The following is a 16,022-nucleotide window of genomic DNA, read 5'->3' as shown; positions in this document are numbered from 1 at the left end:
TCTCTAATTTACTGTAGAGTCCTTTAGAATCAAATCCACCAAATCCCCACCTAGCTTAATATCTATTTTTTCTAAAAGGTTGCTACATTTCATTTTAAAACCTGATTCAATTAATAATTTCATTTTGTTATTCCAAACTAAGAATTCAGTTTTGTCAGGGTATAATATTATTTTAAAATCTTTTATGGGTAATAGTAATTCCTGCTTTAAATTGGACTTTGACCCAGTTGCCATCCAATGATAATCTGGTAGTATCATACTCATTATAATTGCAGTTTTTTCAGATTCCAGAAGGCATATTGTTTTCTTTTGAACATCATCCTTTATAAGGTGTAAACCAAAAAGACATTGTTGTAATACAAATGGTTCAATTTGTAATACCTTGTGCATCCAATTGATATGAGAAAAGGGTTTTTTAACTCTACTGCCTGTGCTACAGCTATATAGCATCACCTTTCCAGTATGTATTCTATGAAATTCATCGATTTGCCAGAAAATTGTGGCACCATTCCATATGCCAGTAGTACCTATGAAATACATTTCTATAGCTTGTATTACATCTTGTTCGTGAAAATGTTTTAATAAAAAAGTGATGAAGTAATTATTATCGTAATCATTACAATACCTGTCAATTACATTTTCATTTAAGTAGGTAGTTTTTAATGGTTTAATATTTTGAAATGGTGCTATAATTGCACTATTGCCGGATGGGGTATTAAGATAACCACATTTGCTTTCTCTGTCACAACGTCCGTATATTGGCTCCAAATAATTACCTGTTGTATAATCTATGTAATACACAAATGTTTTTTTTGTGCAATTAGGGCAACGAAATTTTTTGCTTGATTTGTCTAATGTGAATCTATATGTGCTCATGGGTTTTCGTAATTCGTACCGTCGTACCCTTTTAAATAAGTACGAGGGTACGAACTAGTTATTTTATGTGATGTTTTAAAAGGTCTTGTAGTGCATCTTCAACACTATATTCAGGTAGTTTTTTACGACTTTTTTTTATTTTATTGGTTTCCTTTAAATCTGATTTGAGCATATCGTACAGTAGTGCAAATTCCTCGGGAGGAAGAGCTTTAGCTATAGTATATACGTCAGGGGCTTTCATCTTTTAGATTTCAAGTTTTTCACGTCTTTTCCTAACAGTGGATTCGTGCATGCCTAATTCTTTTCCGGTAGCTACATTTGACAAACCTGAAGCTAATAGTTTTTTCATTTTAGCATCTCTCTCATCTAAATTGGTATAAGTTTGTTGTCTTAGATGGTTTAATTCTGAATCAAAAAATTGAAACCGAAATCCAAGGAAGTTAGATTCTTTCTCTAATGAGCATATCATTACGTTACTGGTATGGTACAAATGCTCGGTATTTCGTTGTTTAATTTGTTTTAAATACCTGTGCTTTGGGTCTTCAGTACTCTTGCCAATAGCAAATGCACTATCGCAAAAATTACTTAACATTTTGCTTCCAGCTAAGTCATTAATACTAATAGGTTTAGATTCATCGCGTTTAGGGGTATGTGCCAAAACCATCACTGAAACATTTTGTTCCTTTGTGATTATTTTTAGTTGCTTCATGAGTTCCAAAGCATTTTTAGCCTTTTCGTTATCATTTTGCAAAAAAGTAAGGTTGTCAATGATTACAACCTTTGCCTTATGTTTCTTAATAATTCCTTTTAATACCGCAATTAGGTAATCCTCAGGACCTTTGTATGGTTTAGGAATATCCAACATTGGATTAATTTCAGCCCTAAGAAAATTGGGGTGAAATATAAAGTGATCATTATAGTCAATGGAGTACCTTTTTTCAAACTGTTTATCAGAAAGTTCGAAGTCTAAATACAACACTTTTTGGGGTTGCGCTTCTAATTTGAAATCTTTAATTGGAATACCAGAACTAATGCTTTGGGCAATTTGAACCGCTAAAATTGATTTGCCAACATTAGTGTCAGCATATAGAATACAAACTTCATTTTCATACCATAATTCACTAAAAAGCATATTTGGTATAGGGCGGTTTTTGGCTTCATCCATCCATACATTAACGGGCTTTATAATTAGGCATTCTTTAGTTGTAGCGTCATTATTTAAATCAGCTTCTAAATTTTGAATGTCTGACTCAATAATACTCCTTGTAGTTGCAATGCTGTCTTTAGATTTCATAGTATCGGAATTTCTAGAGACCATATCTCATTCATTAATAGGTAGTAGTTAAAGGAAAGATGATTTCCTAATACGGAGAATTGGAATTGTTTATCCTCAGAGTCAGGTTCAAGTAAATACCTATTCAAATCGCCAAGAACTTTTAAGAACTCAAGTTTTAATTCATTTGAAAATGAACTTTCTGCAAGTACTCTCTCAACTTTTAACTTTAATGATGTTAGTATAGATTTTGAATTATTGTCGTGTGGATGCATGCGTCGACAGAACAACCATGTAAGAAGACATGTAAAAGCATATGTTTTTTCGTATGGTATTTCAATAGACAAATCAGAATCATAATATTCCTCCTCTTCATCAATTTCCTCTTGATCTATTGAATCAGTGAATTTTTCACTATTAAAATCTTCTACGTGATTTAAAAGTATTTCTCTAGTATAATCGGATAGGGAATATCCATGTATTTCTGCTAGTTCCTGTAGTGTTGATTTAAGTTCCTCATCAACTCTTAAATTAATTGTTTTTTGCATTTTACTCGTATTATGTTTAACATAATTGCAAGCAAATACTTATTCAACTAAAAAAAAAGGACATGAAAATGGTCATTCAATGGTTTTTTATGGTCCTAGAAGAAGTTTTAGGGTCATACAAATTATTCACCGTCTGTAAGTGCAAAATCGGCCCATAAAACCTTAAACTTTTCCATTCTTTGGAGGTGTTTTTTGTTCTCAGGAAAGTCGTTTTTTATTCTTTTGATTTTGAGGTCGAATTGAGAATTTATGAAATCTTGAAATATTGTACGGTTTTCATTGATTAGTTGATTATCAAATAGAAAAAAGTACAAACTTACAACATAGGATTGTGAAGGAATTTTGGTAATGTCCAGACATTTATTAATGAATTTAAATACTTCGAATGTTATGGATAAGCTTATAATATTTTGATACTTCTCAAATAAGACCACATTTTCGTCAAAATAAATATCAGTCTGAAAGTTGTATTTCCTGTTCAGTTCAAGTAGTATTTCAAGTTTTCCTTCAAATGAAATAATTGTTTGTAGGTATAAGTTTGAAAGGTATAATTCAACATCAAAAAAAACTTCATCACCAGTAAGAAATGCGATGACTATTTCACGTTCTTTTGAGATATTGGATGAAATATGTTCTCTTTCTAAGTGTAAAAGTTCAATCCTTCCTTTTTTTGAAAATGACTTGATTTTTAATGTATTGTATATTGCATTAAATTCGTTTAGCCCAGCTTTTTTAATTTCGTTATTTTCCAAGCCAAATATTGAATCTTCGAATTTTATAAAAAAGTTTACTGGAATAGCTTTTAAGTAAGTAAAGTATCTGTCTAAAAGGAAATTATAAATGTTTTTTTGAAGTTGGGTATTACAGAGGTAACTTTTGTTGTTGTAGTCATACTGTGCTAAAAAATTAAATTTACCAGGAACTGTTGACTTCGGAATGGGTATGTTATCACCTGCTAGCATTACGGTGAAAAGTCCAATATCTGTTAGATATTTATTTTGAGTGTCGATATCCCATTCAAGAAAATTTGGTTGGGTTATAGTTCCGAAATATTTGTTGTCCATTTATTTTAAATGTTTTGAATAGTCTTTTGGGAGACTTGCATCTATACCTCTTAAATATAGTTCCAAAGCTTGCATCGAACCATGTCCTGTGATGTGCATTAAGTGACTTTTAACTTCATGCGGGGTTAGGGTTTTTTCTAATTCTCTATATAGTTTACCAATTGCTGTATGTCTATAACTATATAAGGTATAGTCATTGTGTAATTCAAAATGGTTTTTAACCTTCTTAAATTTCTTGGTGTAGTAATCTCTTCTATTGGTTTCCTCAGTATCCCATAATCCTCCGATACCATTCATATTGAATAGGACATCACTTTTGTCGTATATGGAAAGGTCTGGCAATTCATTTATTAAAATTTCAGGTATAATCTTTGTCTTGACTGGTTGATTTTTAGCCTTTATACACAAAGTATTACCAATTAAGTCAAAGTCACCTATTGTTAGTCTACATATTTCAATAGGTCTTAATAACCCGTAATAAATAAATTGTATATATAAGCGCAATACTTTGTCCTCCTTTATTAGGTAGCCATCAATCTTATTAAAAAGTTCTGTAGGATATGTTTTGTTTCTAGTAGGGATAGAATGTAACTTATCTATTTCTTGTATGAAATTATGCTTTATAATTTCATTTTGTTCAAGTGTCTTAAAAAAAGCGGCTAAGTCCGCTCGTGTATTATTTCTTGTTCTAGCGCTTGTCTTTTGTAATACATGGTTGAGATATTGTATTACAACTTTTTTAGTTATGGATTCAATATCATTCTTATTTGTGATACTATTACTTCCTAACCACTTTTCAAAGCGTACTATTTTGTTTCTGAATTTCTTAAATGAATCATCGCCTAGTACCTTTTGTTTGACTTTAAGTCCTGTGTTAAAAGCATCTTTAATACTTATAGATGGTTCTGGGGACTGTGTTACATTTTGTATTACAGGTTTATGGATTGTGGGTGTGATTTCTTTACCTCGATTTTGAAGATATTCCTTTAAGCCCCCATTATCCCCATACGGATTGAACCCTTCTTGTAATACAATTTCAATTGCTAACTTAATTTGTTTGAGAATATGGTATCTACTTGCCTTGTCTTTGTGTCTATTGGCACCTGACTTTAGATTTGTCTGTTTGACAAGTTTTCCTGTTTTGGGATTTCGGTATCGATAATACACGTACCAATTTTTCTGAAGTGCGCTCTTTTGCTCCTTCTTTGTCAATTTTGACCATTGGGTTATATCGACTCCACCGGTGTAGATTTTAGGTTCTGAATAGTTCAGTTTCATGCGTAAAACGTGTACGTTTTCGTGTACGTTTAATAAAAGTACGGAAATTGAAGACATAAAAAAACGGTTTGTGCGAACACAAACCGTTGTTTTCATTGACCTAAGTCTTAGTAGCGGGGACTGGACTCGAACCAGCGACCTTCGGGTTATGAGCCCGACGAGCTACCTACTGCTCTACCCCGCGATATGGGTTTCATCTTTCTTGTTTTACAACTTCAGTTCATTACGTTGACAAGATGAGCGCTACTATTTGTAACGGGCGACAAAGATACAACACATTTTCTCTATATTCAAAACTTATTTAAAGAATCTTTTTAGGGCCAGTATCATTTAAAAAACTTAAAATCCATAACTTCGAATTTTTACTATTTTATGGATACAATCAATGATTTTATTGCAGGCGCACTCCCGTATACAGAATGGCCTATGTTCCTTTTGTTAATAGGTGGCGGACTTTTCCTCGTTTTCTACTCTAAGTTAATGCCTTATCGTTTTTTTGGACATGCCATAGCCATTACTGCTGGTAAATATGACAATAAAAACTCAAAAGGAGATGTGAGTTCTTTTCAGGCATTGTCGGCAGCAGTTGCAGCAACAGTGGGTCTGGGAAATATTTCTGGGGTTGCCATTGCTATACATGATGGTGGTCCAGGGGTAGTGTTCTGGATTTGGATGACGGCATTAATAGGAATGTGTATCAAGTTCTACTCCTGTAGTTTGGCAATTATGTATCGGGGCACAGATTCTGATGGTAAAATGCAAGGCGGGCCAATGTATTATATTACTAAAGGTTTAGGTGAAAAAGCCCGTCCGTTGGCAACTTTTTTTGCAGTGTGTGGCATATTTGGCTTTTTAGGGGTTTTTACTGCCAATCAATTTACTGAAACGTTTATGAGCGTAGTGGAGCCTTCGACTACCTTATTTGATATGGGCGATGAGAATTGGAAATGGACAATTGGCGTTATTTTGGCTATCATAACATCTTTCGTGATTTTTGGGGGGTTAACCAAAATAGCTAAAGTGGCCTCTGCTATTGTGCCTTTTATGGTAGCTGTATACTTGGTGGCGGTAATAGTGGTTATGGCCTTGAATTCTGATCAAATTCTTCCTTCTTTAAAAATGATAATTACCGAGGCTTGGAATTTTAAATCATTGGCAACTGGCGGTTTTTGGGGTCTTGTTATAATCGGAGTTCGTAGAGCGATGTTTTCTAACGAAGCAGGTTTAGGTAGTGCACCTATGTATCATGGCCAGTCTAAAAATGACGAACCTATTCGAGAAGGGTTGGTTGCCATGCTAGGCCCATTTATAGATACTATATTGGTGTGTACCTTCACTGCAATCGTAATTATATTAAGCGGGGCGTATCTAGAAGATTCTAGTGGTATTGTTATGACCTTGTCGGCATTTGAAACGACATTGTTTGGATGGGGAGATATACTATTAATGGTGATTGTTACTGCCTTTGCGTTATCTACCTTGTTTACGTATTCATATTATGGTGTTAAATCACTTTCATTTTTAACCAATGCTAAAATTGGAAAGTTTTACAATTGGTATTTTGTAATTATGATTGTCTTTGCTGCAGTTGCCTCTTTAGAGTTAGTAAAAAATTTAATTGATTTGTCTTATGCGCTAATGGTGATACCGAATATGATTGCCGTACTTTTGTTGGCTCCAAAGGTAAATGTGGAATTGAAAAAATATATAATAAAATATAAGGATGGCAGATCATAAGGCAGGCTTTGTAAATATTATCGGAAACCCTAATGTTGGTAAATCTACTTTAATGAATGCCTTTGTGGGTGAGAAATTGTCAATAATTACTTCTAAGGCCCAAACAACTAGGCACCGTATATTAGGTATAGTTAATGGTGATGATTTTCAAATGATTCTATCCGATACTCCTGGTATTATTAAACCTGCATACCAGTTGCAGAGCAGTATGATGGATTTTGTAAAGTCTGCATTTGAAGATGCCGATGTGTTACTGTATATGGTTGAAATAGGGGAAAAGGCCCTGAAGGATGAGGCATTCTTTGAAAAAATAAAGAATAGTAAAATTCCCGTTTTACTATTATTGAATAAAGTAGACACTGCTACTCAAGAGTTGTTAGAAGAGCAGGTTCAATATTGGCAAGAAATGTTACCAAATGTTGAAATACATCCTTTATCTGCATTATCTAATTTTAATGTCAAAGGTGTATTTGAGCGTATCATAGAATTGTTGCCCAATTCGCCAGCGTATTACCCAAAAGACCAGTTAACTGATAAGCCTGAGCGTTTTTTTGTCAATGAGACCATTCGTGAGAAAATCCTTTTAAACTACAAAAAGGAAATCCCATATGCTGTAGAAATAGAGACAGAGGAGTTTTTTGAAGATGAGGATATTATTCGCATGCGCTCGGTAATTATGGTTGAACGTGATTCTCAAAAGGGAATTATCATTGGTCATAAAGGTGCCGCATTAAAACGAGTTGGTGTTGAGTCTAGAAAAGATTTAGAGAAATTCTTTGGCAAACAAGTTCATCTTGAACTATATGTTAAAGTGAACAAGAATTGGAGAAGTGATTCTAGACAGCTCAGACGCTTTGGGTATAATAAGTAGTTCAATATTCCATAAAATTGCTCAGACTTCAGAACGATTTTTTTCACATTCTCTTTATTAATATGCTTTTAGGGTCTTTATACTATTTTTTCCTTTCTAATAATCATTTGGTTAGTATGGATTTTGCATATTTTTTTTAACGTTTAAAATAAAATAATTGACCTTATCTGGTTTTAAATTATCCAAATAGAAAAGAATGTACTACATTTGAATCATCGATAAAGTATGCAATAAACCCGATGAAATGCAGAATGTGATTATTTTTGGAGCCTCTGGCCATGGTAGTGTTGTTCTGGATTGTTTAGAAAAAGAAGGTAAATATAACCTTATTGGGTTTGTTGATTCATACAAAAAAAAAGGTTCAAGAATTAATGGATATGAGGTTCTTGGTAGTGAGTTTGATCTTCCATATTTAATTAATAGGTTTAACATAGTTGGTGGTATTGTAGCAATCGGGGACAATTGGATAAGAAAACTAATTGTTGATAGAATATTAAAAATAGTGCCAAATTTTAATTTTGTAAATACAGTGCATCCGAAGTCTATATTGGGCAAAGATGTGCTTTTGGGATGTGGTAACGTTTTTATGCCAGGAGCAATAGTTAATGCCAATTGTACAATTCATGATTTCTGTATAGTAAATACGAATTCTTCCCTTGGTCATGATGGAGTTATGGAATCTTATTCAAGTCTTGCGCCTTCGGTATGTTGTGGTGGTAATTTATACCTTGGTCAATTTTCTGCTGTTAGTTTAGGAGTTAATATTATTAATGGAATTGAAATTGGGAGACATTCAGTTATTGGGGCCGGTTCTTTGGTAGTAGAAAGCTTTGGTGATAATATAGTTGCCTATGGTTCACCTGCTAAAATAATCCGAAAAAGAATAATTGGAGAACCTTATTTGTCAACCTCTAAAAAACAATCATTACCAAGTTTAAGAAATCTTCAAGAGGTTAGGTCTAATCTCTCTATTTAAGTTTTATTGTAATTGCCACTTTAAGCACTACCTTTGCGCCAAATTTAAGATATGAGTGCTATTGTTGCCATTGTAGGAAGACCTAATGTGGGTAAATCTACTTTATTTAATCGATTGATTCAGAGACGTGAAGCTATTGTTGATGCCGTTAGTGGTGTAACTCGTGACCGTCATTATGGTAAAAGTGATTGGAACGGCAAAGAGTTTTCGGTTATTGATACTGGGGGTTATGTTATCGGTAGTGATGACGTTTTTGAAAAAGAGATTGATAAGCAAGTCGAGTTGGCTATTGAAGAAGCCGATGCCATTATTTTTATGGTAGATGTAGAAACCGGTGTAACCGGTATGGATGAAGATGTTGCAAAATTACTGCGTAGAGTTAAAAAACCTGTTTTTTTAGCGATAAACAAAGTAGATAATGCAAAACGTGCAAAAGATGCTGTTGAATTTTATTCACTAGGTTTAGGGGAATACTATACATTATCAAGTATAAATGGTGGTGGAACAGGTGATTTGCTAGATGCTCTGGTTAAGGAATTGCCAGATGTTGTTGAAGAGAAAAGTGAGTTGCCAAGATTTGCAGTGGTCGGGAGACCAAATGCGGGTAAATCATCTTTTATCAATGCACTAATCGGTGAGGAAAGATATATCGTTACTGATATTGCTGGTACTACAAGAGATAGTATCGATACGAAATACAATCGCTACGGGTTTGAATTTAATTTAGTCGATACAGCAGGAATCCGTCGTAAATCTAAAGTTAAGGAAGATTTAGAGTTTTATTCGGTAATGCGTTCTGTTCGAGCAATAGAACATTGTGATGTATGTATATTGCTTTTGGATGCTACTAGAGGTTTTGACGGACAGGTAGAGAATATTTTCTGGCTTGCCCAACGTAATCATAAAGGAATTGTCATTTTAGTGAACAAGTGGGATTTGGTAGAAGACAAAGAAACCAATACCATAAAACACTACACGGATAAAATCAAAAAAGCAATTGAGCCATTTACGGATGTTCCGATACTTTTTGTTTCAGTGCTTACAAAACAACGAATTTTTAAGGCCATTGAAACCGCAGTAGAGGTCTATAATAATAGGAGCAAGAAAATCATTACACGTAAGTTTAATGAAACCATGTTACCAATTATAGAACATTATCCACCACCAGCATATAAAGGTAAGTTTGTGAAGATAAAATTCTGTACACAGTTGCCTACACCATATCCTCAATTTGCATTTTTCTGCAATCTTCCTCAATATGTTCGGGAGCCTTATAAGCGTTATTTAGAGAATAAGATTAGAGAGGAATACGATTTTACGGGAGTACCGATTACTGTATTTATGAGGAAGAAGTAGTTTTATTGAGAGTTAAGTTTTTTGGTCAAGTAGTTTTATGTAAATAAAATTATTTGACCAATTATATTTTGGTTAAGTCAACATCTAAGATTTACCATCCACCAGAAGCTCCGCCACCGCCGAAGCCACCGCCGCCAAAACCTCCTCCGAATCCGCCACCGCCAAAGCTTCCACCGCCGCTGCTACCACCAAAGCCACCAGAACCATTTGAGCGGCCCATATTGCTAAGTATAATGATATCCCACGGACTTAAGCCTCCACGTCTTCCGCCACGACCATTGTTGTTGCCATCTTTTCTATTCCATAGAATAAATAAAATGACAATAAAAATGATAAACGGTAAGATGGACGAGAACGGGAAACCATCATTTTCGTCAAAGGTTCGCTCTTCTTGAAACTCTCTATTCAGGACTTGAAAAATAACATCGGATCCTTTGTCCAAGCCAGCGTAAAAATTACCAGTTCTAAACTCTGGTAGAATAATATTTTCAATAATTCTTTTCGACAAGGCATCGGTTAAGGAACCTTCGACTCCATAGCCAGTACTAATGGCAATTTTTTTGTCGTCTTTCGCTAATATGATTAAAATACCATTGTCCTTTCCTTCTTGTCCAATACCCCATTTTTGACCCCAGTTAGCACCAAGATAATTTATATCCTCCCCTTTGGTGGTTGGAATAATAGTGATCACTATTTGTGTAGAAGTACTGTCAGAATATCGAACCAACTTCTGGCTTAACTCCTTTTTTTGTTGGTCGGTCAGTAAGTGAGTGTAGTCATAAACACTTGTTTGTAGTGCTGGTTTTTCAGGAATCTCAAATTGACTCCAAACAGGTTTGCACCAAAGAAAAAGTATTACAAGGCTAACCTTTAGATATCTCATTGCTTAATTCGTTGGTGTCATCTGAATACCATGGAAAATGGCTATTCAATTCTGTACCGGCTTTTAAAACGCCGGCTATAATACCCTCTTTGTATGCTCCTTTAATAAAGTGACTTTGAATGGTATCTTTAGTAGTTTTCCAGAAATCTGTAGGCACTACTTTGTCAATTCCCTTGTCACCACAAATAACAAACTTTCTATCATTTACGGCAACGTAGATTAGTACGCCATTTTCTTGCTTGGTATTGTCCATCTTTAGCAAGTGAAAGACTTCTTGAGCACGTTTGTAATGGTCTTTTCGGGTATGCGCCTCAATGTGTACCCTAATTTCACCAGAAGTGTTTTTTTCAGCCTTTAAAATAGCGTCAACTATTTCTTGCTCTTCTGTTGCAGTCAAAAAATCTTCTACTTTGGACATAATTGAATCAATCAAATTCAAAATTCACGTCTGGTGCATTTTCAGAGCCTGAGTCTGCTTTGTAGTAAGCTAGTTCGCTAAAATTTAATATACCCGCCAATATCGAATTGGGGAATTTTTTAATGTGTAGGTTATAAGGTTCAACAGTTGCGTTGAATCTATCTCTAGCTACATTTATTCGATTTTCAGTACCTTCTAATTGAGATTGAAGTTCAAGAAAATTTTGATTGGCCTTTAAGTCAGGATAACGCTCTACGGTTACCAATAATCTGCTTAAGGCACTGCTAAGTCCGCTTTGAGCTTGATTGAACTGTGCTAGTTGTTCAGGAGTGATATTCGACGGGTCAATACTAATTGATGTAGCTTTCGCTCTTGCTTCGATTACATCGGTCAATGTTCCTCTTTCAAAATCGGCTGCACCTTGTACAGTTTTTACCAAATTACCGATTAAATCGTTTCTTCGTTGATAGGCACTCTCTACATTGGCCCAAGTTTTACTAGATGTTTCTTTCAATGCTACGGCAGTGTTGTTGAAGCCTACGCCCCATTGGTATAGCCCAAATGCTATGACTGCAATTATTATTAATGCAATAAGTCCTTTTTTCATAATGGGTTGTGTTATAATTGATCTTTAATTTTATTTAATTCCGCTTTCACCCGTTCCAATTTCTGTATAATATCGAAATTTGAAAGTGTTTTCTGTTTTTCTTCTTTGAGGTGTATTTTGGCACCATCAAGGGTAAATCCTCTTTCTTTTACCAGATGATAGATCAATTGAAGATTTTTAATATCTTGAGGTGTAAATTTTCTATTGCCCTTAGCATTTTTTTTAGGCTGAAGCACATCGAATTCTTTCTCCCAAAACCGAATTAAAGAGGCGTTGACTTTAAAAGCACGGGCCACTTCGCCGATGCCATAATATCTTTTTTCTGGAAGTTCTATTTGCATTAATCCAATGATTGGTTTTCTTGATTAGCGAATTTCAACATATTTTCAAATTCTTCTGGAGATAAACTGCCATAGTAGAAATTGATAGGGTTGATTCTGTCATTTTCTTTCCATACTTCATAATGTAGGTGAGGAGCTTCTGAACGACCTGTGCTTCCTACAAAGCCAATTAGGTCACCACGTTTTACTTTTTGTCCTTTTTTTACATTGTATTGGCTAAGGTGACCATAAAGACTCAAGTAACCATAACCGTGTTCTATACGAATGTGTTTGCCATATCCTGAAGAATTATTATCGGCACGAGTTACTTTTCCATCACCTGCGGCATAAATAGGTGTGCCTTTCGGTGCTGTAAAGTCCATTCCGTAATGCATCTTTCTAGCCTTGGTGAAAGGGTCTGACCTCCAGCCATAACCAGAAGCCATACGAGTAAGGTCTTCGTTGTTAATAGGTTGAATTGCAGGAATGGACATTAATAACTTTTCTTTTTCTTCGGCCAACTTGGTAATTTCATCTAATGATTTAGACTGTATGGCCATTTGTTTTTTTATAATATCTAGCCTTTTTGTGGTAGACACGATCATTTCTGAATTGTTGAAACCTTCTAATGATTTGTATCGATTTATACCTCCAAATCCTGCTTTTCGTTGTTCGTCTGGTATTGGATTTGCTTCAAAATATAGTCGGTAAATATTATTGTCGCGTTCCTCAATATTACCAAGAACCTCCTCGATTTGGGCCATTTTTTTGTTCAATAGCTCATATTGGAGCTCATAGTTTTTTGCTTCACGAGCCAAAGAAAGTTCCCTAGGGGTATTGATCAGGTTGGTGTTTAAAAGAAGAACAAGAGATAAAAGTCCAAATAGGAAAGATCCTAAAACAAAGAATGCGATATTTCTATAGCGCTTTGATTTTACGGGCTCTATTTTACGGTACGACAGCGTGTCCGGGTCGTAATAGTATTTTACCTTAGACATGAATGTAATTTATCCTATTTTTGTGGTTTAATTTTAACGCAACAAACAAATATAAAAATTGTTTTATAGAAACGGTTAAAATTTGTAAAAGCTTAGCATTTTAGATGAATTCCAAAGATACAAGAACTACATTTTTAAATTATTTTAAAGGTAAGGCACATAAAATCGTTCCTTCTGCCCCAATGGTCATCAAAGATGATCCGACCCTACTTTTTACGAACGCGGGTATGAACCAGTTCAAAGAATATTTTTTGGGTATCAGTCAATCTAAAAACCCTAGAGTAGTTGATACACAGAAATGTTTGCGGGTTAGTGGTAAGCATAATGACCTTGAGGAAGTAGGTAAGGACACCTATCACCACACCATGTTCGAAATGTTGGGCAACTGGAGTTTTGGTGATTACTTTAAAGAAGAGGCGATTACTTGGGCTTGGGAGTTATTGACGGAAGTTTTCAAAATCGATAAAGAAAGTCTGTATGTTTCCGTCTTTGAAGGAAGTGAAGACGCAGATCAATTAGATATGGATACTGAAGCTTTTGAGCTTTGGAAAAAGATTGTGCCGGTCGACAGAATTATTAAGGGTAATAAAAAGGATAATTTCTGGGAAATGGGTGATCAAGGTCCATGTGGTCCATGTTCCGAAATTCATGTGGATATTCGTTCGAAAGAAGAAAAAGCAAAAGTTTCTGGGGCCAGTTTAGTAAATCAAGATCATCCTCAAGTTGTAGAGATTTGGAACTTGGTATTCATGCAGTACAATCGTAAAGCAGACGGTTCTTTAGAGAGTCTGCCCGCCAAGCACGTAGATACGGGTATGGGCTTCGAACGTCTTTGTATGGTTTTGCAGGGAGTACAATCGAATTATGATACCGATATTTTCACACCGTTAATTCGTGAAATTGAAACAATAACTAATTCTGATTATGGCAAAAATGAAGAAGTAGATATAGCAATACGCGTTATAAGCGATCATATTCGTGCAGTATCTTTTTCTATCGCAGATGGCCAATTGCCCAGTAATACTGGTGCGGGATATGTGATAAGAAGAATTCTAAGAAGAGCAGTACGTTACGGATTTACGTTTTTGAATACAAAAGAGCCATTTATGTATCGTTTGGTTAATGTGCTTACCGATTCTTTAGGTGATGCTTATCCAGAATTGAAAGAACAAAAGCAATTAATAGAAAACGTAATTAAAGAAGAGGAGTTTTCATTCTTAAAAACCCTTGATCAAGGGTTGGTCTTACTTGATACTATAATAGCAAATACAAAAGGTAAAACTGTTGATGGTAGTAAGGCGTTTGAATTATATGATACTTTCGGATTTCCAATAGATCTGACTGCATTGATTTTAAGCGAAAAAGGCTATCAATTAGATGAAGCTGGTTTTGATGCCGCCATGCAGCAACAAAAAAACAGATCTAAATCTGCATCTGTTGTTTCAAAACAAGATTGGGAAATTTTAGTAGATGATACCGAGCAAGAATTTGTGGGTTATGATTTACTCGATGTTGAGGTGAAGATTACCAAGTATCGTAAAATAGTTTCGAAAAAAGATGGTACTCAGTACCAGATGGTCTTTAATCTTACTCCTTTTTATGCCGAAGGTGGTGGTCAAGTAGGGGATAAGGGCTATTTAGAAGATATGCATGGTGATGTTGTTTATATTACCGATACGAAAAAAGAGAATAATGAAATCATTCATTTTGCAAAGAATTTACCTAAACATTTAGGTGAAAGTTTTAAAGCCGTAGTAGATAAAAAACAACGTAGTAGAACAGAGTCGAACCATACGGCAACACATTTACTACATCAAGCATTGCGTGAAATTCTAGGTAAACATGTTGAGCAAAAAGGATCATCGGTACACTCTAAATATTTACGTTTCGATTTTTCTCATTTTGCTAAACTTTCTACTAAAGAACTACGCGATGTAGAAAATTTTGTAAATGCACGAATTGATGGGCAATTACAATTGCAGGAACAGCGAAATGTGCCAATGAAGGATGCTATAGAAGCTGGTGCCATGGCTTTGTTCGGTGAAAAATATGGTGATGCGGTTCGAACGATACGATTTGGACAGTCCATCGAATTATGTGGTGGAACCCATGTAAAAAACACGGGCGAAATCTGGCAGTTTAAAATTAAGTCAGAAGGTGCGGTAGCGGCAGGTATTAGAAGAATCGAAGCTATAACAGGCGATGCAGTGAAAGATTTTCATATAGAAAATGATAAGCTTTTGTCCAAGATAAAAGATGTCTTGGGAAATTCTCAAGACCCTTTAAAAAGTGTGGTTGGTTTGCAAGATGAAAACAGCAATCTTAAAAAGCAAGTTGCCGAATTATTGAAAGACAAGGCAAAGAATCTGAAGGGAGAATTGTTGCAGGAGCTTCAAGAAGTGAATGGAGTGCAGTTTTTAGCCAAACATATCGATTTGGATGCAGGTGGTGTAAAAGACCTTTGTTTTGAAATGGGTAACAATAAGGATAACCTTTTTTTGCTTTTTGGAACGGAACAAAATGGTAAAGCTTTATTGTCTTGCTATATATCAAAAGAACTTGTGGCTTCGAAAGATTTGAATGCCGGTACAATTGTAAGAGAGTTGGGTAGATATATTCAAGGTGGCGGTGGTGGGCAACCTTTCTTTGCCACGGCGGGTGGTAAGAATCCTGACGGTATAAGCGAGGCCTTAGATAAAGCCAAGGGATATCTACAATAAAACTTTTTTGTTCTGATATTTTACATAGGTGAAGATTGATTCAGAGTACGGTAATCTTATTAAATAAAAATTTAAGACTATCTTCAAAATGTAGATA

16 protein-coding genes and 1 tRNA gene are annotated in these 16,022 nt (G+C 35.0%); 5 read left to right on the top strand and 12 right to left on the bottom strand.

Going from position 1 to position 16,022, the window contains the following annotated elements:
• Positions 1-3: 3 nt before the first annotated feature.
• From AACZ41_RS16295 to AACZ41_RS16265, 7 genes are all read right to left on the bottom strand, one after another.
• Positions 4-876, bottom strand: a complete 873-nt coding sequence (locus AACZ41_RS16295) for a DUF6371 domain-containing protein (RefSeq protein WP_339629665.1) — start codon at positions 874-876, stop codon at positions 4-6.
• 58 nt (positions 877-934) lie between these two features.
• Positions 935-1,117 carry a hypothetical protein gene (locus AACZ41_RS16290; protein WP_339629664.1) on the bottom strand — a complete coding sequence of 61 codons (183 nt, stop codon included), beginning with the start codon at positions 1,115-1,117 and terminating at the stop codon, positions 935-937.
• Between the two features lie 3 nt (positions 1,118-1,120).
• Positions 1,121-2,170, bottom strand: a complete 1,050-nt coding sequence (locus tag AACZ41_RS16285; protein WP_339629663.1) for an AAA family ATPase — start codon at positions 2,168-2,170, stop codon at positions 1,121-1,123.
• On the bottom strand, positions 2,167-2,697 hold the full coding sequence (locus AACZ41_RS16280; protein ID WP_339629662.1) for a hypothetical protein: 531 nt from the start codon (positions 2,695-2,697) through the stop codon (positions 2,167-2,169). Before AACZ41_RS16280 ends, AACZ41_RS16285 begins: the two co-directional genes overlap by 4 nt.
• Positions 2,698-2,819: 122 nt before the next feature.
• Positions 2,820-3,761 (bottom strand): hypothetical protein, encoded by a 942-nt coding sequence (locus AACZ41_RS16275; RefSeq protein WP_339629661.1) that lies wholly within the window; start codon positions 3,759-3,761, stop codon positions 2,820-2,822.
• Entirely contained in the window at positions 3,762-5,096 is a 1,335-nt protein-coding gene (locus tag AACZ41_RS16270) for a site-specific integrase (RefSeq protein ID WP_339629660.1), read from the bottom strand.
• Between the two features lie 54 nt (positions 5,097-5,150).
• Positions 5,151-5,223, bottom strand: a tRNA-Met gene (locus tag AACZ41_RS16265).
• Positions 5,224-5,411: 188 nt separating this feature from the next.
• Between AACZ41_RS16265 and AACZ41_RS16260 the strand changes: the two genes are divergently transcribed.
• The 4 genes from AACZ41_RS16260 to der all read left to right on the top strand — a co-directional run bounded on the left by AACZ41_RS16260 (position 5,412) and on the right by der (position 9,979).
• Complete coding sequence (locus tag AACZ41_RS16260) at positions 5,412-6,776, top strand: alanine/glycine:cation symporter family protein (protein WP_339629659.1); 1,365 nt, start codon at positions 5,412-5,414, stop codon at positions 6,774-6,776.
• Entirely contained in the window at positions 6,763-7,647 is an 885-nt protein-coding gene (era, locus tag AACZ41_RS16255; RefSeq protein ID WP_091620200.1) for a GTPase Era, read from the top strand. Before AACZ41_RS16260 ends, era begins: the two co-directional genes overlap by 14 nt.
• Before the next feature lie 244 nt (positions 7,648-7,891).
• Entirely contained in the window at positions 7,892-8,623 is a 732-nt protein-coding gene (locus tag AACZ41_RS16250) for an acetyltransferase (protein ID WP_339629658.1), read from the top strand.
• A 51-nt stretch (positions 8,624-8,674) separates the two neighbouring features.
• Positions 8,675-9,979 carry a ribosome biogenesis GTPase Der gene (gene der, locus AACZ41_RS16245; protein ID WP_339629657.1) on the top strand — a complete coding sequence of 435 codons (1,305 nt, stop codon included), beginning with the start codon at positions 8,675-8,677 and terminating at the stop codon, positions 9,977-9,979.
• Positions 9,980-10,070: 91 nt separating this feature from the next.
• On the opposite strand, the gene AACZ41_RS16240 is transcribed toward der, so the two are convergent.
• Genes AACZ41_RS16240 through AACZ41_RS16220 form a run of 5 tightly spaced genes read right to left on the bottom strand, consistent with a single transcriptional unit; the run spans position 10,071 to position 13,205 of the window.
• Positions 10,071-10,862, bottom strand: a complete 792-nt coding sequence (locus AACZ41_RS16240) for a TPM domain-containing protein (protein WP_339629656.1) — start codon at positions 10,860-10,862, stop codon at positions 10,071-10,073.
• Positions 10,843-11,280: a TPM domain-containing protein gene (locus tag AACZ41_RS16235; RefSeq protein ID WP_339629655.1), complete on the bottom strand. Its 438-nt coding sequence runs from the start codon at positions 11,278-11,280 to the stop codon at positions 10,843-10,845. The genes AACZ41_RS16240 and AACZ41_RS16235 overlap by 20 nt, the downstream gene beginning before the upstream one ends.
• A gap of 7 nt (positions 11,281-11,287) precedes the next feature.
• The gene (locus tag AACZ41_RS16230; protein ID WP_339629654.1) at positions 11,288-11,887 is read right to left on the bottom strand and encodes a LemA family protein; all 600 of its coding nucleotides are present in this window, start codon (positions 11,885-11,887) and stop codon (positions 11,288-11,290) included.
• Between the two features lie 11 nt (positions 11,888-11,898).
• The gene (locus AACZ41_RS16225; RefSeq protein ID WP_339629653.1) at positions 11,899-12,228 is read right to left on the bottom strand and encodes a MerR family transcriptional regulator; all 330 of its coding nucleotides are present in this window, start codon (positions 12,226-12,228) and stop codon (positions 11,899-11,901) included.
• Positions 12,228-13,205: a M23 family metallopeptidase gene (locus AACZ41_RS16220; protein WP_339629652.1), complete on the bottom strand. Its 978-nt coding sequence runs from the start codon at positions 13,203-13,205 to the stop codon at positions 12,228-12,230. The genes AACZ41_RS16225 and AACZ41_RS16220 overlap by 1 nt, the downstream gene beginning before the upstream one ends.
• Before the next feature lie 104 nt (positions 13,206-13,309).
• Between AACZ41_RS16220 and alaS the strand changes: the two genes are divergently transcribed.
• Positions 13,310-15,925, top strand: a complete 2,616-nt coding sequence (alaS, locus tag AACZ41_RS16215; RefSeq protein WP_339629651.1) for an alanine--tRNA ligase — start codon at positions 13,310-13,312, stop codon at positions 15,923-15,925.
• Positions 15,926-16,022 lie beyond the last annotated feature (97 nt).

Source organism: uncultured Maribacter sp. (genome assembly GCF_963974015.1).
In the GTDB taxonomy this organism is placed as follows: Bacteria; Bacteroidota; Bacteroidia; order Flavobacteriales; family Flavobacteriaceae; genus Maribacter.
The sequence above is the reverse complement of the archived record's forward strand: the minus strand, read 5'-3'. Positions and strand labels throughout refer to the sequence as shown.